The organism is Vibrio sp. 10N.222.55.C6, assembly GCF_041473395.1.
In the GTDB taxonomy this organism is placed as follows: Bacteria; Pseudomonadota; Gammaproteobacteria; order Enterobacterales; family Vibrionaceae; genus Vibrio; species Vibrio crassostreae_C.
In genome coordinates, this window is record NZ_JBFRSD010000011.1 from 1 (window position 1) to 20,394 (window position 20,394).

17 protein-coding genes are annotated in these 20,394 nt (G+C 44.9%); 13 read left to right on the plus strand and 4 right to left on the minus strand.

The window, feature by feature from the left end; translation table 11 throughout:
• The first annotated feature begins 250 nt into the window (after nt 1-250).
• The 8 genes from secE to rpoC all read left to right on the plus strand — a co-directional run bounded on the left by secE (nt 251) and on the right by rpoC (nt 12,271).
• Entirely contained in the window at nt 251-628 is a 378-nt protein-coding gene (gene secE, locus AB4486_RS10330) for a preprotein translocase subunit SecE (protein WP_010435558.1), read from the plus strand.
• 13 nt (nt 629-641) lie between these two features.
• Nucleotides 642-1,190, plus strand: coding sequence for a transcription termination/antitermination protein NusG (gene nusG, locus AB4486_RS10335; protein ID WP_010435556.1), 549 nt, complete (start codon nt 642-644; stop codon nt 1,188-1,190).
• A 213-nt stretch (nt 1,191-1,403) separates the two neighbouring features.
• Entirely contained in the window at nt 1,404-1,832 is a 429-nt protein-coding gene (rplK, locus tag AB4486_RS10340) for a 50S ribosomal protein L11 (RefSeq protein ID WP_010435555.1), read from the plus strand.
• 4 nt (nt 1,833-1,836) lie between these two features.
• Nucleotides 1,837-2,541 (plus strand): 50S ribosomal protein L1, encoded by a 705-nt coding sequence (gene rplA / locus AB4486_RS10345; RefSeq protein ID WP_017063651.1) that lies wholly within the window; start codon nt 1,837-1,839, stop codon nt 2,539-2,541.
• Between the two features lie 250 nt (nt 2,542-2,791).
• Nucleotides 2,792-3,286 carry a 50S ribosomal protein L10 gene (gene rplJ / locus AB4486_RS10350; RefSeq protein ID WP_017060524.1) on the plus strand — a complete coding sequence of 165 codons (495 nt, stop codon included), beginning with the start codon at nt 2,792-2,794 and terminating at the stop codon, nt 3,284-3,286.
• Between the two features lie 57 nt (nt 3,287-3,343).
• Nucleotides 3,344-3,712, plus strand: a complete 369-nt coding sequence (gene rplL / locus AB4486_RS10355; protein ID WP_017060525.1) for a 50S ribosomal protein L7/L12 — start codon at nt 3,344-3,346, stop codon at nt 3,710-3,712.
• Between the two features lie 235 nt (nt 3,713-3,947).
• Entirely contained in the window at nt 3,948-7,976 is a 4,029-nt protein-coding gene (gene rpoB / locus AB4486_RS10360) for a DNA-directed RNA polymerase subunit beta (RefSeq protein WP_017060526.1), read from the plus strand.
• A gap of 92 nt (nt 7,977-8,068) precedes the next feature.
• Complete coding sequence (gene rpoC, locus AB4486_RS10365) at nt 8,069-12,271, plus strand: DNA-directed RNA polymerase subunit beta' (RefSeq protein ID WP_017060527.1); 4,203 nt, start codon at nt 8,069-8,071, stop codon at nt 12,269-12,271.
• Nucleotides 12,272-12,601: 330 nt separating this feature from the next.
• Here rpoC and rsd read toward each other — a convergent pair whose 3' ends face one another.
• Nucleotides 12,602-13,099 (minus strand): sigma D regulator, encoded by a 498-nt coding sequence (gene rsd / locus AB4486_RS10370; protein ID WP_372117107.1) that lies wholly within the window; start codon nt 13,097-13,099, stop codon nt 12,602-12,604.
• A 165-nt stretch (nt 13,100-13,264) separates the two neighbouring features.
• Here rsd and nudC point away from each other — a divergent pair, with 165 nt between their 5' ends.
• Nucleotides 13,265-14,074 carry an NAD(+) diphosphatase gene (gene nudC, locus AB4486_RS10375; RefSeq protein ID WP_017060529.1) on the plus strand — a complete coding sequence of 270 codons (810 nt, stop codon included), beginning with the start codon at nt 13,265-13,267 and terminating at the stop codon, nt 14,072-14,074.
• Between the two features lie 299 nt (nt 14,075-14,373).
• Nucleotides 14,374-15,441: a uroporphyrinogen decarboxylase gene (gene hemE / locus AB4486_RS10380; RefSeq protein ID WP_017060530.1), complete on the plus strand. Its 1,068-nt coding sequence runs from the start codon at nt 14,374-14,376 to the stop codon at nt 15,439-15,441.
• Between the two features lie 103 nt (nt 15,442-15,544).
• On the opposite strand, the gene AB4486_RS10385 is transcribed toward hemE, so the two are convergent.
• Together AB4486_RS10385 and AB4486_RS10390 are read right to left on the minus strand one after the other, a co-directional pair.
• The gene (locus AB4486_RS10385; RefSeq protein WP_017065640.1) at nt 15,545-16,138 is read right to left on the minus strand and encodes a uracil-DNA glycosylase family protein; all 594 of its coding nucleotides are present in this window, start codon (nt 16,136-16,138) and stop codon (nt 15,545-15,547) included.
• Complete coding sequence (locus AB4486_RS10390; RefSeq protein WP_372117109.1) at nt 16,138-17,064, minus strand: D-2-hydroxyacid dehydrogenase; 927 nt, start codon at nt 17,062-17,064, stop codon at nt 16,138-16,140. Before AB4486_RS10390 ends, AB4486_RS10385 begins: the two co-directional genes overlap by 1 nt.
• Before the next feature lie 71 nt (nt 17,065-17,135).
• Between AB4486_RS10390 and AB4486_RS10395 the strand changes: the two genes are divergently transcribed.
• A complete protein-coding gene (locus tag AB4486_RS10395; RefSeq protein WP_017062699.1) occupies nt 17,136-17,723 on the plus strand; it encodes a YjaG family protein in 588 nt (195 codons plus the stop codon).
• A gap of 104 nt (nt 17,724-17,827) precedes the next feature.
• Here AB4486_RS10395 and AB4486_RS10400 read toward each other — a convergent pair whose 3' ends face one another.
• Nucleotides 17,828-18,979, minus strand: coding sequence for a CNNM domain-containing protein (locus tag AB4486_RS10400; RefSeq protein WP_017062700.1), 1,152 nt, complete (start codon nt 18,977-18,979; stop codon nt 17,828-17,830).
• A 270-nt stretch (nt 18,980-19,249) separates the two neighbouring features.
• Here AB4486_RS10400 and hupA point away from each other — a divergent pair, with 270 nt between their 5' ends.
• On the plus strand, nt 19,250-19,522 hold the full coding sequence (gene hupA, locus AB4486_RS10405) for a nucleoid-associated protein HU-alpha (RefSeq protein ID WP_004729753.1): 273 nt from the start codon (nt 19,250-19,252) through the stop codon (nt 19,520-19,522).
• A 47-nt stretch (nt 19,523-19,569) separates the two neighbouring features.
• Nucleotides 19,570-20,268, plus strand: coding sequence for a DUF1481 domain-containing protein (locus AB4486_RS10410; RefSeq protein ID WP_017063655.1), 699 nt, complete (start codon nt 19,570-19,572; stop codon nt 20,266-20,268).
• Nucleotides 20,269-20,394: the final 126 nt, after the last annotated feature.

Genomic DNA, 20,394 nt, shown 5'->3' on the forward strand with positions numbered 1-20,394 from the left:
GGTGTTGTAGCTAAAATCTTTGCATAAGATTTGACGAACCACTAGTAAAAAGGGCATCATTTGATGCCCTTTTTCTGCGCTAAAAAAAGAGTTGGATGTTTTGACATCGATTTTTGCTCTTAGCAAAGAATTAAACGGTCTTTTTGACTAAAATGACTGTTAGATGTGTTGTTTTGCAACGCAAAGGAATGTGCCCTGCAACAGCGGGGTTATTGTCGTCTATATTTAAGACTTATCACAGGTTGGTTTTATGAAAGCAAACGCTGAAACTCCTGATAGCTCAGGTGCAGCAGATACAATGAAGTGGATTGTCGCTTTTGTTCTGTTGGCTGCTGCTGTTGTGGGTAATTACCTGTATGGTGAATTGTCTGTTGTAATTCGCGCTGCAGGTGTAGTTGTGCTGATTGCTGCCGCACTAGGCGTTGCAGCAACAACAACTAAAGGTAAAGCTGCGATCGATTTTGCAAAAGAATCTCGTATGGAGATTCGTAAAGTTGTTTGGCCTACTCGCCAAGAAACTATGCAAACTACATTGATCGTTTTAGCTGTATGTATTGTTATGTCTCTAGTGCTTTGGGGAATTGACGGCATTATGGTCCGTCTAGTTTCTCTAGCAACTGGGGTGTAGAGGGTTCTGATTCATGAGTGAAGCTCCAAAAAAACGTTGGTATGTAGTTCAAGCCTTTTCTGGCTTTGAAGGTCGTGTTGCACAGTCGCTACGCGAGCATATTAAAATGCACAACATGGAAGAACTATTTGGCGATGTGCTAGTACCTACTGAAGAAGTAGTGGAAATGCGTGCAGGCCAACGCCGTAAAAGTGAACGTAAATTCTTCCCTGGCTACGTATTAGTTCAAATGATCATGAATGATGAATCATGGCACTTAGTACGCAGCATTCCGCGTGTTATGGGCTTCATTGGTGGTACCTCTGATCGTCCTGCACCAATCACTGATAAAGAAGCTGATGCTATCTTGAACCGTCTAGAGAAAGCGAGCGAGTCTCCACGTCCTAAGACAATGTTCGAAGCGGGTGAAGTGGTTCGTGTGAACGATGGTCCATTTGCTGACTTCAACGGTACTGTTGAAGAAGTAGATTACGAGAAAAGCCGCATTAAGGTATCTGTATCGATCTTTGGTCGTGCAACACCGGTTGAGCTTGAATTTGGTCAGGTTGAAAAACTGGACTAAAACTCTAAGTTTTGAACAAGCTGTGGATAAATACTTCATAAGTTGTTCAAAATAAAAGAGTATAAAAAATCACCTTTTTAGGGTTGTTAAAGGCGCGAATTATGATTATAATTTCGCGCCTTTTTGCTTCTGTGGAAGTGAAAAAGAGTTAATTGAATTTATGGGGAGCTCGCCTTGCGGCTAGCGCATGTACCCAAAATATTAGGAAATATCATGGCTAAGAAAGTTGAAGCTTATATCAAACTGCAAGTTGCAGCTGGTATGGCAAACCCAAGTCCACCGGTTGGTCCTGCTCTAGGTCAACACGGCGTGAACATCATGGAATTCTGTAAAGCGTTCAACGCAAAAACAGAATCTGTTGAGAAAGGTCTACCTACTCCAGTAGTTATTACTGTTTACAACGACCGTTCTTTCACGTTCGTAACTAAGACTCCACCTGCTGCTGTTCTTCTTAAGAAAGCTGCTGGCGTTAAGTCTGGTTCAGGTCGTCCAAACACTGAGAAAGTTGGTACTGTTACTGACGCTCAAGTTCAGGAAATCGCAGAAACTAAAGCTGCTGATATGACTGGTGCTGACATCGAAGCAATGAAACGTTCTATTGCTGGTACTGCTCGTTCAATGGGCCTAGTGGTAGAGGGATAAGATCATGGCTAAACTTACTAAGCGTATGCGCGTAATCCGCGACAAAGTTGACTCAACTAAAGAATACGAAATCAGCGAAGCTGTTGCTCTTCTTAAAGAACTAGCGACTGCTAAATTCGTTGAGTCTGTAGATGTTGCTGTTAACCTAGGCATCGATGCTCGTAAATCTGACCAAAACGTTCGTGGCGCAACAGTGCTACCTCACGGTACTGGCCGTGACATCCGCGTTGCTGTTTTCACTCAAGGTGCAAACGCAGAAGCTGCTAAAGCTGCTGGCGCAGATATCGTTGGTATGGAAGATCTTGCTGAGCAAGTGAAAAAAGGCGAAATGAACTTCGACGTAGTTGTTGCTTCTCCAGATGCAATGCGTGTTGTTGGTCAACTAGGTACAATCCTAGGTCCACGCGGCCTTATGCCAAACCCTAAAGTTGGTACTGTAACTCCTAACGTTGCTGAAGCGGTTAAGAACGCTAAAGCTGGTCAGGTTCGTTACCGTAACGACAAGAACGGCATCATCCACACTACTATCGGTAAAGCATCTTTCGAAGCTAACCAGCTTCAAGAGAACCTAGAAGCACTTCTAGTTGCTCTTAAGAAAGCTAAGCCTTCTTCAGCTAAGGGTTCTTACCTGAAGAAAGTAAGCATCTCTACTACGATGGGTGCTGGTGTTGCTGTTGATCAAGCTAGTCTTGATACTCAAGCAAACTAATTTGCTTAGGCGCAGATTTAGTGTATACTTCTGCGCCTAATATTTGTGGTTGGGTGGTTTTAAAGCAATTTGAAATCATCTATCCCAAGACCGTAGGCGCTGTCGATTTTCATTAGATTATTGATAGCTTAATAAAACCTACGTAGGCGATGTTGTGGTTTGAAGTGGATTTATTCATTTTTAAATAACATCGTAAACGCTCAATACATTTTGTATTGGGTGCTGTAATCACAACCAGAGGTTAATCCAAATGGCTTTAAATCTTCAAGACAAAAAAGCAATTGTTGCTGAAGTCAACGAAGCTGCCAGTGGTGCACTTTCTGCAGTTGTAGCTGATTCTCGTGGCGTTGAAGTTGGCGCAATGACTTCTCTACGTAAACAAGCTCGCGAAGCGGGTGTTTACATGAAAGTTGTTCGTAACACACTAGCACGCCGTGCGGTTCAGGGTACAGACTACGAGTGTCTAGTAGACACTTTCACTGGTCCAACTCTGATCGCGTTCTCTAACGAGCACCCAGGTGCTGCAGCGCGTCTTTTCAAAGACTTCGCTAAAGAGAACAAAGATTTCGAGATCAAAGCTGCTGCATTTGAAGGCGCAGTTACTGATGCTGAAGTACTAGCGACACTACCAACTTACGACGAAGCTATCGCACGCCTAATGATGTGCATGAAAGAAGCTTCTGCTGGCAAGCTGGTTCGTACTATCGCTGCACTACGTGACCAAAAAGAAGAAGCAGCGGCTTAAGCCTTGCTTTTCACTGGTTGCAAATTAAACTTATTGTTGACTTAAAAGAGAATTGTTATGTCTATTACTAACGAGCAAATCCTAGACGCAGTTGCAGAAATGTCTGTAATGCAAGTTGTTGAGCTTATCGAAGCTATGGAAGAGAAATTCGGCGTTTCAGCTGCAGCTGCAGTTGTAGCTGGTGGCGCAGCTGGCGGCGACGCTGCTGCTGAGCAAACTGAATTCGACGTTATCCTAACTGCTGCTGGCGCTAACAAAGTACAAGTTATCAAAGCTGTACGTGGCGCAACTGGCCTAGGTCTTAAAGAAGCTAAAGGTCTTGTAGACTCAGCTCCTGCAGCGCTTAAAGAAGGCGTTGACAAAGCTGAAGCTGAAGCTCTTAAAGCACAGCTAGAAGAAGCTGGCGCTTCTGTTGAAATCAAGTAATTATTACTTAATTTCATAGCCGCAAGGCTAATGGCTGGTGGTTTATTAACCACCGGCCTTTTTGCGCTGTAGGGCTATGACGAAATTTCCGCTGTTTAACCGTCATAATCCGAGCAAAAAAACAGTCATTTTTTCGAAATGATTGTTCACTACCACTAAACAGCTGTTTGTCACCACCCCCTCTGAAGAGTGTTTTGGGTGGTTTGGGTCACTTATCAGCGAGCTGAGGAACCCCATGGTTTACTCTTATACCGAGAAAAAGCGCATCCGTAAGGATTTTGGTACTCGTCCACAAGTTTTGGACATTCCATACCTGTTATCGATCCAGCTTGATTCTTTCGACAAATTCATCGAACAGGATCCAGAAGGTCAATACGGTCTTGAAGCTGCTTTCCGTTCTGTATTTCCAATTCAGAGCTACAACGGCAATTCTGAGCTGCAATACGTTAGCTACCGTCTTGGTGAGCCAGTTTTTGACGTTAAAGAATGTCAAATCCGCGGTGTTACTTACTCAAAGCCACTACGCGTAAAACTACGTCTAGTTATCTTTGATCGAGATGCACCAGCAGGTACTGTAAAAGACATTAAAGAACAAGAAGTCTACATGGGCGAAATTCCGCTTATGACAGACAATGGTACTTTCGTAATTAATGGTACCGAGAGGGTTATCGTATCCCAGCTGCACCGAAGCCCAGGCGTGTTCTTCGACAGTGATAAGGGTAAGACCCACTCATCAGGTAAAGTTCTTTATAACGCACGTGTAATTCCTTACCGTGGCTCATGGTTAGACTTTGAGTTCGATCCTAAGGATAACTTATTCGTACGTATCGACCGTCGTCGTAAGCTACCAGCATCGATTATTCTTCGTGCACTTGGTAAATCGACTGAAGAGATCCTAGATCTGTTCTTCGACAAGGTGAACTTCGAAGTTAAAGACCAAACTCTTCTTATGGAGTTGGTTCCTGATCGTCTACGTGGTGAAACTGCGTCATTCGACATCGAAGCAAACGGAAAAACTTACGTTGAGACTGGTCGTCGTGTTACTGCTCGCCATATCCGTCAACTTGAAAAAGATGGCGTTGAGCACATCGAAGTACCAGTAGAGTACATCGTTGGTAAAGTTGCATCTAAAGATTACATCAACGAAGCAACTGGCGAGATCATCGTTGGCGCGAACCAAGAGATTAGCCTAGAAGCTCTTGCTAACCTGTCTCAAGCAGGCCACAAGGCTCTACAAACTCTGTTCACGAATGACCTAGATCACGGTCCATTCATGTCAGACACTCTACGTGCAGATAGCACAGTAGATCGCATCTCTGCATTGGTAGAAATCTACCGCATGATGCGTCCTGGCGAGCCACCAACGAAAGAAGCTGCAGAGTCTCTATTCGAAAGCCTATTCTTCTCTGAAGAACGTTACGACCTATCAACTGTAGGCCGTATGAAGTTCAACAGCTCTATCGAGCGTGAAGAAGAAGAAGAGCGCGGTACTCTGGATGAATCAGACATCATCGAAGTGATGAAGAAACTGATTGGTATCCGTAACGGTATTGGTGAAGTGGACGATATCGACCACCTTGGCAACCGTCGTATCCGTTCTGTAGGTGAAATGGCAGAAAACCAATTCCGTGTTGGTCTAGTTCGTGTAGAACGTGCCGTTAAAGAGCGCCTAAGCCTTGGTGACCTTGATGCAATCATGCCTCAAGATCTTATCAACGCTAAGCCGATCTCTGCTGCAGTTAAAGAATTCTTTGGCTCTTCACAGCTTTCACAGTTCATGGACCAAAACAACCCATTGTCAGAAGTTACGCACAAACGTCGTATCTCTGCTTTAGGTCCTGGTGGTCTTACTCGTGAGCGCGCAGGCTTCGAAGTACGTGACGTTCACGTAACTCACTACGGTCGTCTATGTCCGATCGAAACGCCTGAAGGTCCAAACATCGGTCTAATTAACTCACTATCTGCGTTTGCACGTTGTAACGATTACGGTTTCCTAGAAACTCCGTACCGTCGTGTAGTAGATGGTGTAGTAACAGAAGAAGTTGATTACCTGTCTGCAATCCAGGAAGGTCAATTCGTAATCGCGCAAGCAAACACCATTCTTACTGAAGAAGGTACGTTTGCAGATGAGCTAATCACAGCTCGTCAAAAAGGTGAATCTGGTCTTCACCCACGCGATCACGTTGACTACATGGACGTTGCGACAAACCAAGTAGTATCTATCGCTGCTTCGCTTATCCCGTTCCTAGAACACGATGATGCGAACCGTGCATTGATGGGTGCCAACATGCAACGTCAAGCTGTACCAACACTTAAGGCTGATAAGCCTCTAGTAGGTACTGGTATCGAACGTAACATCGCAGTTGACTCTGGTGTTACAGCGGTTGCTAAACGTGGTGGTCAAGTTCAGTCTGTAGACGCTTCTCGTATCGTAGTTAAGGTTAACGAAGATGAATTGGTACCTGGCGAAGCTGGTATCGATATCTACAACCTAACTAAGTACACGCGTTCGAACCAAAACACATGTATTAACCAACGTCCAACTGTACTTCCTGGTGAACCAGTTGCACGTGGCGATGTTCTTGCTGATGGTCCTTCAACAGACCTTGGTGAACTAGCTCTTGGCCAAAACATGCGTATCGCATTCATGCCTTGGAACGGTTACAACTTCGAAGACTCGATCTTAGTATCTGAGCGCGTAGTTCAAGAAGACCGTTTCACGACAATCCACATCCAAGAACTATCTTGTGTGGCTCGTGATACTAAGCTGGGTTCTGAAGAGATCACAGCTGATATTCCAAACGTAGGTGAGTCTGCTCTGTCTAAACTAGACGAGTCAGGTATCGTTTACATTGGTGCTGAAGTTAAGGGTGGCGACATCCTAGTTGGTAAAGTAACCCCTAAAGGTGAAACTCAACTGACTCCTGAAGAGAAGCTACTACGTGCTATCTTCGGTGAGAAAGCATCTGATGTTAAAGATACTTCTCTACGTGTACCAAACTCTGTTTCGGGTACTATCATCGATGTACAAGTCTTCACTCGCGATGGCGTAGAGAAAGACAAGCGTGCACTTGAAATCGAACAGATGCAGCTTAAAGAAGCTAAGAAAGACCTAACTGAAGAGTTCCAAATTCTTGAGGGTGGCCTTCTTAACCGTGTTAAAGCTGTACTTCTGTCAGGTGGTTACTCTGAAGCTAAGCTTGATACTATCGGTCGTAAGCAATGGCTAGAGCAAGTTCTAGAAGACGATGCGCTACAAACACAGCTTGAGCAACTTGCTGAGCAGTGGGATGAGCTAAAAGCAGACTTCGATAAGAAGTTTGAAACTAAGCGTCGTAAAATCACTCAAGGTGATGATCTAGCGCCTGGCGTTCTTAAGATTGTTAAAGTTTACCTAGCGGTTAAACGTCGTATCCAGCCTGGTGATAAGATGGCCGGTCGTCACGGTAACAAAGGTGTAATCTCTAAGATTAACCCTGTTGAAGACATGCCATACGATGAGAAAGGTCAGCCTGTAGACATCGTACTTAACCCGCTGGGTGTACCATCGCGTATGAACATCGGTCAGATCCTAGAAGTTCACTTAGGTTTGGCTGCGAAAGGTATCGGTGACAAGATCAACCAAATGGTTAAGGAACAACAAGAACTGCATAAGTTCCGTGAGTTCCTACAGAAGGTTTACGATCTTGGTGATACTCGTCAGAAAGTTGATATTGCTGAACTGTCTGATGATCAAGTTCGTACACTGATCAAGAACCTACGTGGCGGTCTACCGATTGCTACTCCTGTGTTCGACGGTGCTTCTGAGTCTCTAATCAAAGAACTACTTAAACTGGGTGATCTGCCAGAATCTGGTCAGCTTAAACTGTTTGATGGTCGTACTGGTGATTCGTTTGAGCGTCCTGTAACTGTTGGTTACATGTACATGCTGAAACTGAACCACTTGGTTGATGACAAGATGCATGCTCGTTCAACTGGTTCTTACAGCCTAGTAACTCAGCAACCACTTGGTGGTAAAGCTCAGTTCGGTGGTCAGCGTTTCGGTGAGATGGAAGTATGGGCACTAGAAGCATACGGTGCTGCATATACTCTACAAGAAATGCTAACAGTTAAGTCAGATGACGTTAACGGCCGTACTAAGATGTATAAGAACATCGTAGACGGTAACCATAGCATGGAACCTGGTATGCCTGAGTCGTTCAACGTACTGTTGAAAGAGATTCGCTCGCTAGGTATCAACATCGAGCTAGAAGACGAAGAGTAATCCCTCCTTCTTTTTAAAAGAAGATAGGATTATTTGGTAAAAGGGAGCTTGCTACAGCAGTGAGCTCCTTTAACTCCTTACAGGAGCTGAATGTGAAAGACTTATTAAACTTTCTAAAAGCACAGCATAAGACCGAAGAATTTGATGCAATCAAAATCGGTCTATCTTCACCAGACATGATCCGTTCATGGTCTTTTGGTGAAGTTAAAAAGCCGGAAACAATTAACTATCGTACGTTCAAACCTGAACGTGATGGTCTGTTCTGTGCACGTATTTTTGGTCCAGTTAAAGACTACGAATGTCTTTGTGGCAAATACAAGCGCCTGAAGCACCGTGGTGTTATCTGTGAGAAGTGTGGCGTTGAAGTTACACAAACTAAAGTTCGTCGTGACCGCATGGGCCACATCGAGCTAGCTTCACCAGTTGCTCACATCTGGTTCCTAAAATCACTGCCGTCTCGTATCGGTCTACTAATGGATATCCCTCTACGTGATATCGAACGTGTTCTTTACTTCGAGATGTACGTAGTAACTGAACCAGGTATGACTGATCTAGAAAAATCTCAGATGCTTACTGAAGAAGAGTATCTGGATCGTCTAGAAGAGTGGGGTGACGAATTTACTGCTAAGATGGGTGCTGAAGCGATCAAAGATCTGCTTGCAACAATGGACCTTCATCAAGAAGTGGAAGAAATGCGCGAAGAGTTAGAAACGACTAACTCAGAAACTAAGCGTAAAAAAGTTACTAAGCGCCTGAAGCTAGTTGAAGCGTTCATTGCATCGGGTAACGATCCGCAATGGATGATTCTGACTGTACTTCCGGTTCTGCCGCCAGATCTACGTCCTCTAGTACCACTAGATGGCGGTCGTTTTGCGACTTCAGATCTGAACGACCTTTACCGTCGTGTGATCAACCGTAACAACCGTTTGAAGCGCCTTCTAGAGCTAGCTGCTCCGGACATCATCGTACGTAACGAAAAGCGTATGCTGCAAGAGTCTGTTGATGCACTTCTAGATAACGGTCGTCGTGGTCGTGCTATCACTGGTTCTAACAAGCGTCCTCTGAAATCTCTTGCTGATATGATCAAGGGTAAACAAGGTCGTTTCCGTCAGAACCTTCTAGGTAAACGTGTAGACTACTCTGGCCGTTCTGTAATCACAGTAGGTCCATACCTTCGTCTACATCAGTGTGGTCTTCCTAAGAAGATGGCACTTGAGCTATTTAAGCCGTTCATCTACAGCAAGCTAGAAACTCGTGGCATGGCTACGACAATCAAAGCTGCTAAGAAGATGGTAGAGCGCGAAGAAGCTATCGTTTGGGATATCCTGGACGAAGTAATCCGCGAACACCCAGTACTGCTTAACCGTGCACCTACACTTCACCGTCTAGGTATCCAAGCGTTTGAACCAGTACTAATCGAAGGTAAAGCGATTCAGCTTCACCCACTAGTGTGTGCGGCATACAACGCCGACTTCGATGGTGACCAAATGGCGGTACACGTGCCTCTAACTCTAGAAGCACAGCTTGAAGCACGTACACTGATGATGTCGACGAATAACATTCTGTCGCCAGCGTCAGGTGATCCGATCATCGTACCTTCTCAGGACGTTGTATTGGGTCTTTACTACATGACACGTGACAAGATCAACGTGAAAGGCGAAGGTATGTACCTTGCTGGCCCTGCTGAGGCTGAAAAGGCATACCGTACTAAGACTGCTGAGCTACACGCTCGCGTTAAAGTACGTATCACCGAAACTGTAGTAGACGAAGATGGTAACAGCACTACTGAAACGAAGATGGTTGATACAACTGTCGGCCGTGCAATGCTATGGCAAATCGTTCCAGCTGGCCTACCGTACAGCATCGTTAACCAAAAGTTAGGTAAGAAGCAGATCTCTACTCTTCTTAACGAGTGTTACCGTAAGCTTGGTCTAAAAGATACAGTAGTATTTGCTGACCAAATCATGTACGCAGGTTTTGCATACGCTGCACTTTCTGGTGTTTCTGTAGGTATCGACGATATGGTTGTACCTCAAGCGAAATACGATGAAATTGAATCTGCTGAAGAAGAAGTTCGCGAAATCCAAGAGCAATTCCAATCTGGTCTTGTTACTGCGGGTGAGCGTTACAACAAAGTTATCGATATCTGGGCATCTACGAATGACCGCGTTGCGAAAGCAATGATGGATAACCTATCTTCTGAAACAGTTATCAACCGTGACGGCGAAGAAGAACAGCAAGAATCGTTCAACAGCATCTACATGATGGCCGACTCGGGCGCACGTGGTTCTGCAGCTCAGATTCGTCAGCTAGCAGGTATGCGTGGTCTGATGGCGCGTCCAGATGGTTCAATCATCGAAACGCCGATCACAGCGAACTTTAAAGAAGGTCTAAACGTCCTTCAGTACTTTATCTCAACGCACGGTGCTCGTAAGGGTCTTGCGGATACAGCACTGAAAACAGCAAACTCGGGTTACCTAACTCGTCGTCTAGTAGACGTTGCTCAAGACGTTGTAGTACACGAACATGACTGTGGCACGCATGAAGGTATCGACATGATGCCTCACATCGAAGGTGGTGACGTTAAAGTTGCACTTTCTGAGCTTGCTCTAGGTCGTGTAGTAGCTGAAGACGTTCTTAAGCCTGGTACTGAAGATGTACTGATTCCACGTAATACTCTGATTGATGAGAAGTGGTGTCAAATCATGGAAGACAACTCAGTAGATAGCATGAAAGTGCGCTCTGTTGTTACCTGTGATGCAGACTTCGGTTGTTGTGCACAGTGTTACGGTCGTGACCTAGCACGTGGTCACCTAGTGAACCAAGGTGAAGCAGTTGGTGTTATCGCTGCACAATCTATCGGTGAACCGGGTACACAGCTAACGATGCGTACGTTCCACATCGGTGGTGCGGCATCTACTGCAGCAGCAGAGAACAGCATCCAAGCTAAGACAACTGGTACTGTGAAACTTCACAATGCTAAGTTCGTAGTTAACAAAGATAAGAAACTGGTTATCACTTCTCGTGCATCTGAGATGACGATTATTGATGAATTCGGCCGTACTAAAGAGAAGCACAAACTTCCTTACGGTTCGATGCTAACCAAAGGCGACAACGCAGCAGTTACTGCTGGTGAAGTTGTAGCTAACTGGGAAGCGCATACCATGCCAATCATCACTGAAGTGGCAGGTCGTATCCAATTCGTAGATATGATCGATGGTATTACAGTTTCTCGTCAAACTGACGATCTAACGGGTCTTTCTTCAAGTGAAGTTACAGACGCAGCAGCTCGCCCAGCAGCAGGTAAAGATATGCGTCCAGCTATCAAACTTGTTGATGAGCAAGGTAACGACGTAATGATCCCTGGTACTGATATGCCAGCTCACTACTTCCTACCTGGCAAAGCGATTGTAAACATCGAAGATGGCGCTGAAGTTGGCATCGGTGACACACTATCTCGTATCCCTCAAAAATCGAGCGGAAACAAAGATATCACCGGTGGTCTACCACGCGTAGCTGACCTATTCGAAGCTCGTAAGCCTAAAGAGCCTGCGATCCTTGCTGAGCACACAGGTACTGTGTCTTTCGGTAAAGAAACGAAAGGTAAGCGTCGTCTAGTAATCACTCGTGAAGGCGGTGACGCTTACGAAGAGATGATTCCTAAGCATCGTCAATTGAACGTGTTCGAAGGTGAGAAGATTGAACGTGGTGATGTAATCGCCGACGGTCCTGAAACTCCACACGATATCCTGCGTCTACGTGGTATCCACGCAGTAACTCAGTACATCGCGAACGAAGTTCAAGAAGTTTACCGCTTACAAGGCGTAAAGATTAACGATAAGCACATCGAGACTATCGTTCGTCAAATGCTACGTAAGTGTACAATCACTCATTCTGGTGACTCTCCGTTCCTACCTGGCGAACAAGTTGAGTACCACAATGTTAAGATTGCTAACCGTAAGCTAGAAGCTGAAGGTAAAGAACTAGTACGTTTCGAACGTGATCTACTAGGTATTACTAAAGCATCTCTTGCAACTGAGTCATTCATCTCAGCTGCATCGTTCCAAGAAACGACTCGCGTACTAACAGAAGCTGCGGTTTCTGGTAAGCGTGATGACCTTCGCGGCCTGAAAGAGAACGTAATTGTTGGTCGTCTGATCCCAGCTGGTACTGGTTTCGCATACCACCAAGAGCGTCAAAAACAACGTGAAGAAGAGCAAGAAGGTCCTTCAGCTGAACAAGCTACTGACAATCTAGCAGCACTTCTAAACGCTGGTTTCTCTTCAGAAGAGTAAGCTCTACGAGTAGTCTCTAAGAGATAAGAAAAAGGCACCTTCGGGTGCCTTTTTTGTATCTGGCGTATTGGTATTTAGCTATGACTTATAAAGTGATAGGTGTGCTTATCTAGCTGGTGAGGTTGGATTTATGTCCTGAAGAGTGCTCTTTGAGGCCAGTAAGATAAAGGGTAGAGATGACTAGGCTGATTAGGGCTGTAACCATATGCTTATGGCTAAAGGTCAGGGCGAGCGAGTAAGCTCTGTCTGAAAGGTTCTGGGTAGTTTGGATAACCTTACAGACAAAACAAAAAGCTTGCACAGAGGCAAGCTTATTAAGGATTCGGCTAACTAAGCGCCTGGTGGAATCGCTAAACTGTCTGCAATAAGCTGGATAAGATTATCTTCTACTTCAAAACGTAGTTCGAGTAGTTCACCTACTTTGGACATATCTCCTTCGAAGTTAGGCAACTCATCGTCTGCATTTACTTTAACGTACTTATCATTGAATTCTAGAAGCGGCTCGGTTGTAAATACGATCTTCGCGTAAGTTGTATCAATCTCGTCATTGGTTTTAAAGCCTGTTGCTTGCCATTTTTTCATGACCATATCGTAGATCTTAAAATGACCCTCTGAGATATAATCGACAACATGATCACAGAATGAGCTTATTTCTTTAGGGGAAGGGAGTTCAACAACGTTTGATTGCCCGTTGCTAGCTGGCTGCAAGGCACCTAGCTTACAATACTCAACGATTAGAGACTGTCGAGTTTCGAGCCAATGATCGATGACCTCATTAGAGCCACCCCATTGTTCTTGTATTTGTTTGAATTTATTTAGCATGACCATGTCCTCATGATCTGATCACAACCTTGTGATCAAGTAATTGCCTAAGCAGGGTCCGTTTTATTGGTAGCTACTAAAAGTAATAGCTTGAAATATTCTCTGCTACAACTCTAGTATGAAATTAGATTGCCAGTAAAATGAACGAACTGCAAGCAATGAGGCATAGGGATGTTAAAAAAAAGTGATAACAAAATGACAGAGCAAGCTTATTGGTGCGTCGTTTCTGGTAGTGATATTTGGGTTAATAATGATCAGTTTCCGTTTGGCTCTGCTGAAGAGCTTGGGCTGAGTGTGGAGCATGCAATCTGTATTGGTCAGCATCAAGGTCGCAAGGTGTATTGGCTCAACGATTGTGATGTGGAGAATGAGCTGAGCATGGTCAGCCTAAGAGAGTTACTGCACTGGCCTGAAGTGAGTTTCTTGACTGCAAGCAAAGCCATCCAATATGGGCATATGACTCAAAGTATGCGTTTTTGCCCTCAGTGTGGTGGTCGAAATCATCTCAACCATAACCAGGTGGCGATGCAGTGTGGAGATTGCCGCACACTTCATTATCCTCGTATCTTCCCGTGCATCATTGTCGCTGTACGAAACGACAACAAGATATTGCTTGCGCAGCACCCAAGACATAAGACAGGTATGTATACCGTGATAGCGGGCTTCCTAGAGGTCGGAGAGACCTTAGAGCAGTGTGTGGCAAGAGAAGTCAAAGAAGAAACGGGTATCGATGTCGATAATATTCGTTATTTTGGCAGCCAGCCATGGGCGTTTCCATCGAGTATGATGATGGGCTTTCTCGCAGATTATGCTGGTGGTACGCTCAAGCCTGACTACAGCGAGCTATCGGATGCTCAATGGTTTGACGTAACAAGCCTGCCTGATGTTGCTCCTGTTGGAACCATTGCGAGACAGTTGATTGAGAAAACCGTTGATGACGTGATGAAAGATGGTGTGACTGAGCAGATACTAGAGCACTAATTTGCCTGTGATAGTATTTGGCCTATGGGTGATCAAAAGCTAAAAAAAACCCTCCACAAGTGGAGGGGGTAAGTAAGATGTCGTTATGAGATGCTGAGTAGTGACTACTCAGATGTTATAATTGTAATTTTCGCTAGCGAACAAATTTTTAACATGCTCCCGTAATTGGGTGCAAATTAAGCATTGATTTAAAAGTTAATAACTTGATCTAGGTTGCAAAGCACACAGCTTTTACCCTTCAATCAGTGTTAGAATACTTGCCATCAAAACTAGACAAGATTGAATTGGAATTTAACGGAATGACCGAATTAAAAAACGATCGCTATTTACGCGCACTTTTAAAACAGCCTGTTGATTACACACCGGTATGGATGATGCGCCAAGCTGGCCGCTATCTTCCTGAATACAAAGCAACGCGCGCTGAAGCGGGCGATTTCATGTCTTTGTGCAAAAACGCGGAACTGGCATCAGAAGTAACACTTCAACCTTTACGTCGTTTCCCGCTTGATGCGGCAATCTTGTTCTCAGACATCCTAACTATCCCTGATGCAATGGGCTTAGGTTTGTACTTTGAAACAGGTGAAGGTCCTAAGTTTGAGCGTCCTATCACGTGTAAAGCTGACGTAGAGAAGATTGGCCTACCTGATCCAGAAGGCGAGCTTCAATACGTAATGAATGCCGTTCGTCAGATCCGTAAAGACCTGAAAGGCGAAGTGCCACTGATTGGTTTCTCTGGTAGCCCATGGACTCTAGCGACATACATGGTTGAAGGTGGAAGCTCTAAAGCATTCACTAAGATCAAGAAGATGATGTACGCAGAACCACAAACGCTGCACCTGCTTCTAGACAAGCTGGCTGACAGTGTTATCGAATACTTGAACGCGCAAATTAAAGCGGGTGCTCAATCGGTAATGGTATTTGATACATGGGGTGGTGTACTGACTCCTCGTGACTACAACCTATTCTCACTGCAATACATGCACAAAATCGTTGATGGCCTAATCCGTGAAAACGAAGGTCGTCGAGTACCGGTTACTCTGTTCACTAAGAACGGTGGCATGTGGCTTGAGTCTATCGCAGCAACAGGTTGTGATGCGGTTGGTCTAGACTGGACAATCAACATCGCAGATGCAAAAGCTCGCATCGGCGACAAAGTTGCTCTGCAAGGTAACATGGATCCTTCAATGCTTTACGCTCAGCCTGAACGTATTCGCGAAGAAGTGGGCAGCATCCTTGAAGGCTTCGGCGACGGTGGTACAGGTCATGTATTTAACCTAGGCCACGGTATCCACTTAGATGTACCGCCAGAGAACGCTGGTGTATTCGTTGACGCTGTTCACGAATTGTCTAAGCCTTACCACAAGTAATTCTGAGTAAGATTATTGAAAGCGCTGTTGGGAAACCAACAGCGCTTTTTTATTGCCTGAAATTGGCATTTGATGGCGGTTTAATCTTGTTGTGTGCAGTTAATTAGGTATTTGGATCATGGTAGGCCAAATGCTCAGAGATGTGTTTCCTGATATAAGGAATGACTTCACTTTCAAACCAAGGGTTCTTCTTGAGCCAGATATTATTGCGTGGCGAAGGGTGGGGTAATGGCAAAAACTCAGGCGCCCACCTTTGCCAATCACGCACGGTTTCGGTCAATGTGCTGGTGGTCTTGTTTGTTAGGTAATGGTTTTGTGCGTACTGGCCAATCAGCAATGTCATTTGAATATTGGGTAGAGATTGCAGCACTTTGTTATGCCAAAGCTCCGCGCACTCTTTGCGTGGTGGAAGATCACCACTTTTCCCTTTCCCCGGATAACAAAACCCCATAGGCACAATCGCGACTTTTTGCTCGTCGTAAAAAGTATCGCTATCTATCCCTAACCATCCTCTTAATCGTTCGCCACTCGCGTCATTCCAAGGGATCGACGACTCATGCACCTTGATACCCGGCGCTTGACCTATGATCAGCAAGCGCGCGTTTGGATGCGCTTGAATCACCGGGTTAGCACCGTGTGATAGGTGAGGCTCACAAGCTCGGCATTGTCGAATCTCTTTAAGTAACGAAGAGGACATCAGTAACCTTTATCAAAATCGATGACATGATTAAGTGTAAAGCCATCTCGCCACTGTTTGTAATTCTCTGCGAAGATCTCGACTACTTGTCTTGGCTCACTGAGTGCAGCGATGTGTGGAGTGATGGTGACTTGCGGTAGTTTCCAGAAAGGGTGCTCCTGCGAGAGGGGTTCACTTTCAAACACATCTAAAAATGCGTGTTCTACCCATCTGTTTTTTATGGCGAGCAACAAGGCTTTATTGTCGATGCTTTCCCCTCGACCGACATTAAACAGCAACACATTAGAGCAGTAACCTAACGTGGTTTGGTTCAACAGCTGATAGGTTTCAGCGGTTGATGGCAAGGTGTTGACCACAATATCGGCTTGCTTAAGGGCAGCCTCTATCTCATTGATGTGGAAAGTGTCTTTAAAGGTCTCTTGCTTTGATGGGATGCCGGTACGGTTGACTCCAATGGTATGAATACCAAAGGCAGCTGCGGTTTTCGCTAAATGACTTCCGATTGAACCTGTTCCTAAAATCACCATGGTTTTGTCAGTTAGGCTAGTATATAGCTGTGGCTGCCAGCTTCGTTGTGCTTGTTGCTGGTGGTAGTGAGGGAAGTGTCTACAGTGGCTGATCGTGTAACCTAACACGTATTCAGCAATCGCAGGGCCGAAGATGCCTTTGACGTTGGTCAGCGTATAATCTTGACGAAGATCCGGCTGAGTGAGTTTATTGATTCCTGCGTAGGTACTTTGCACCCAGTCTAGATGTTTAAACTCATTAAGTCGCTCCGCGATTAAAGGAGGAGAAGCCAGCACGATCTCAGCTAATTCGGGGTTTTGAGTGATTTCGAGGTCAGGTAACCCTTGGTTTAGAATCAGTTGCGTATAAGTATCGTCATGCTCAGTAAGAATATAGAGCTTATTCGTAAAATTGTTCATCGGCCTACCTTTTCCATCCTAGGTTTATCAAGTACACTTTCGCTGTCTTTTTCTGTAATTATTGAGTGACTATGCTTCAGAATCCACTGCAGGTTCGTCTAGAAAAGTTAGAACCTTGGCAACAAATTACCTTTATGGCGTGTCTATGTGAGCGTATGTACCCTAACTATGCCATGTTTTGTGAGAATACAGAATTTGCGGAAGCTCGAATCTATCGTGATGTTTTGGATAGCATTTGGGAAATCCTGACGGTTAAAACAGCAAAGGTGAACTTTGAGCGTCAACTTGAGAAGGTTGAAGAGCTATTCCCTAGCGGTGATGATTTTGATTTTTATGGTGTTTACCCAGCAATGGACGCATGCCAAGGCCTAGCAACGCTAATTCATGGTCTGCTTGACCGTGAACATATGTTGGAAGCGGTAATTAAAGTGAGTCAACAATCGGTGAAGACGGTTGCTGAGCTTGAGTTTGCTCAAGGCGCTGAAGAAGTGACGAACGAAAACCAGAAAGAAAACGAAGCGGTGTGTGAAGAGTGGGACGTTCAGTGGGCCATTTTCCGACCTCTACGTGAAACGACTGAGCGTGACTTAGAGCTGATCAAAGACCTACGCCACGAACTGCGTGAAGACCCAGTCAGTAACATTGGTGTTGCGCTATAATTCGCAATTGCACCAAGGTACGAATAAAAACAAAGGCTCCCTAGGGAGCCTTTGTTGTATCTGACGGTATCAAATTTAGATTAAGCGTCTTTTTTGTCTTTGTTCTACACTTTGTCTTTTGATGCCTTATCTTTTGATGCGTCGTCGTCATTCGTTGATTTTGCATCTGAAGAGTCGTTGTCTGCTGGAGTTTCTTCCTCGTCCTCGTCATCGCGGTTTTCGATAACACCGTGTGTCTCTTTCCACTTCTCCCAGCGTTGGAACGCCAGTTCTTGCATGTCAGTCGTCTTATCCGCTTCGTCGACAATCTCTTCGCCCACTAGGTGCTCAAAGATGTCTTCTAGGGTGATGATGCCCTGAATAGTGCCGTATTCGTCCACAACTAAAGACAGTTGCAGGCGGTTTGCCATCATCTGGTCAAAGGCCTTAGCCAAGCCCATGTTGTTCAGCAACACGTGGATAGGGCGCATTACTTCACCCAAAGCTTTCTCACCACAACCGGCTTGCTGCAATCTAAACAGCTCTAAGCGGTGAACAAAACCGATGATGTTGTCACTCTGCTCGCTGTAAACCAGCGGACGTGAGAATGGCGTGTCTTTATGTTGTTCTAGGAACGTATTCACACTCATTTCCGCATCAACACGGAATACCACTGGGCGCGGCGTCATTACCTGAGTCACGGGTACATCTTGAATACCCAGTAGGTTGCTCAGGATTTTTGACTCGCCTTCTGCAAATTCACCGCTCTCTTTTGCCAAAATCGCCATTGCAGATAACTCATCACGCATTTTTGGTGCTTGGTGGCCACGAGCAAGACGTTTGGTGATCTGTTCTGAGAACCATACAAACGGTGTTAGGAAGAACACCATCCAACGAAGCACGCTTGCCGAAGCAGGAGCAAGTTGACGCCAGTAGGTTGCACCAATGGTTTTTGGAACAATCTCAGATAATACCAAGATACCTAGCGTTAGCACGGCAGAGAAGACACCTAACCATTGGCTACCAAAAACGACAGCCGCTTGTGCACCTGCTGTCGCAGCACCGATAGTATGGGCGATGGTGTTGAGCGTTAAAATTGACGCAAGCGGGCGGTCAATATCTGTTTTCAGTTTGTCTAAAGACTCTGCTGCAGGGTGCCCATTTTGTTTTAGTTGAGCAATGTAGCTCGGACTAATACTCAAAAGTACAGCTTCCAAAACAGAACAAATGAAAGAAACTCCAATAGCAATGGAGACGTAAATAGATAGCAGCAGCATGTTTGCCCTTAAATTAAATTGTACGCTTTAGCAGCGATTCAGCGTGGATTATAGTGAAAAAGTAGTGGCTAGGTCATCATTAATTTTGCTCTCAGCCCCTTTTAAACAAGGGCTTGCTTAATAAAATCAGTAACAAATTGTGAGTTATTACTCATATTATGGCTAAAACTACGGCATTAGAGCTAAAGATCGACGACAAACCTTTGCCAGATGGGGCATTTATGTTTTAGAGTGAATTGAATTCAAAAATACAAAGAAGGGAAACCTAAAATGAACAAGACTCAATTAATCGACTTTATTGCTGAAAAAGCGGACCTTTCTAAAGCACAAGCTAAAGCTGCTCTAGAAGCGACTCTTGGCGGTGTTACAGATGCTCTTAAAGATGGCGATCAAGTTCAGCTAATTGGTTTTGGTACTTTTAAAGTAAACCACCGTGCAGCTCGCACTGGTCGTAACCCAAAAACTGGTGATGAGATCCAAATCGCTGCTGCAAATGTTCCAGCATTTGTTGCAGGTAAAGCGCTGAAAGATTCAGTGAAATAATCTAAACTGTACCGAGGTAGTCGTATTCCACCTCGGTACAGGTTTTTATGAAAAAAGCATTTCTTCTCGTTTCACTATTATCTACATTTCTTATTGGCTGTTCTTCAACAAGCCCTCGCAAAAACCTAGAGCAATTTGAAACTCACACTGGCGGCCAAGTCATGGGCGACGCGACGAGTTTCTACTGGGTTACAAACAAGCTAACACAACCTCATACTTCAGCTGACTACGTCACTGTCGGCGATTACGGCTGGTACCAAACTGATTATGCTTGGTCAGAAGGCGTGCTTCGTGAATTCATTCGTGAAGGCGAGCAGCGTAACTCTTCTAATGAGCTGGTTCCCTATCGAGTCCATGTGCGTTTCAATAAGTCAGGCGAAGCTGTGTATCAACAGTATCGTATTGATAGCAAAATCTTACCTATCCAAGCCAAGCAGCTTGAAAACTATCAGAAAGAAGCGACGTCGGTTCTAGAGACCACAACGAAGCAGCATGATGAAGGGCTTAGGCTGATTCAGGGTTACTGGAATGGCAGCTCTTTTAAAACGTGCGCTGGTGGTGAGTTTGATCGCATTGAATTTAACCAGACCTTGCCAGGCTTCGTGATTGACCGATTGGCGTCTGTGGAAAGCTATGCGGCGTTTCTTGGCAGTGATTCACTGGGTAAGATGAGCGTGGAAGAGTTACTGATGCTGGCTGAAGACAGCCATGATTGTGTCGTTAGGCCATCATTGTTGAAAGAATAGCGAGTAATCAAAGGATTGAGAGTATTTGGCCTACTGTAGGCCAAGTGCCTATTTGTCTGTACAAATACAGATTCTTGTGTAAATGAGATAATAAAAGGCGCCTATTGAGGTAATGCCGTTCACTTA

Coding starts and splice junctions, on each gene's coding strand:
- secE (WP_010435558.1), top strand. CDS start 251: ATGAAAGCAAACGCTGAAACTCCTGATAGCTCAGGTGCAGCAGATACA.
- nusG (WP_010435556.1), top strand. CDS start 642: ATGAGTGAAGCTCCAAAAAAACGTTGGTATGTAGTTCAAGCCTTTTCT.
- rplK (WP_010435555.1), top strand. CDS start 1,404: ATGGCTAAGAAAGTTGAAGCTTATATCAAACTGCAAGTTGCAGCTGGT.
- rplA (WP_017063651.1), top strand. CDS start 1,837: ATGGCTAAACTTACTAAGCGTATGCGCGTAATCCGCGACAAAGTTGAC.
- rplJ (WP_017060524.1), top strand. CDS start 2,792: ATGGCTTTAAATCTTCAAGACAAAAAAGCAATTGTTGCTGAAGTCAAC.
- rplL (WP_017060525.1), top strand. CDS start 3,344: ATGTCTATTACTAACGAGCAAATCCTAGACGCAGTTGCAGAAATGTCT.
- rpoB (WP_017060526.1), top strand. CDS start 3,948: ATGGTTTACTCTTATACCGAGAAAAAGCGCATCCGTAAGGATTTTGGT.
- rsd (WP_372117107.1), bottom strand. CDS start 13,099: ATGGTCATGCTAAATAAATTCAAACAAATACAAGAACAATGGGGTGGC.
- nudC (WP_017060529.1), top strand. CDS start 13,265: ATGTTAAAAAAAAGTGATAACAAAATGACAGAGCAAGCTTATTGGTGC.
- hemE (WP_017060530.1), top strand. CDS start 14,374: ATGACCGAATTAAAAAACGATCGCTATTTACGCGCACTTTTAAAACAG.
- AB4486_RS10385 (WP_017065640.1), bottom strand. CDS start 16,138: ATGTCCTCTTCGTTACTTAAAGAGATTCGACAATGCCGAGCTTGTGAG.
- AB4486_RS10390 (WP_372117109.1), bottom strand. CDS start 17,064: ATGAACAATTTTACGAATAAGCTCTATATTCTTACTGAGCATGACGAT.
- AB4486_RS10395 (WP_017062699.1), top strand. CDS start 17,136: ATGCTTCAGAATCCACTGCAGGTTCGTCTAGAAAAGTTAGAACCTTGG.
- AB4486_RS10400 (WP_017062700.1), bottom strand. CDS start 18,979: ATGCTGCTGCTATCTATTTACGTCTCCATTGCTATTGGAGTTTCTTTC.
- hupA (WP_004729753.1), top strand. CDS start 19,250: ATGAACAAGACTCAATTAATCGACTTTATTGCTGAAAAAGCGGACCTT.
- AB4486_RS10410 (WP_017063655.1), top strand. CDS start 19,570: ATGAAAAAAGCATTTCTTCTCGTTTCACTATTATCTACATTTCTTATT.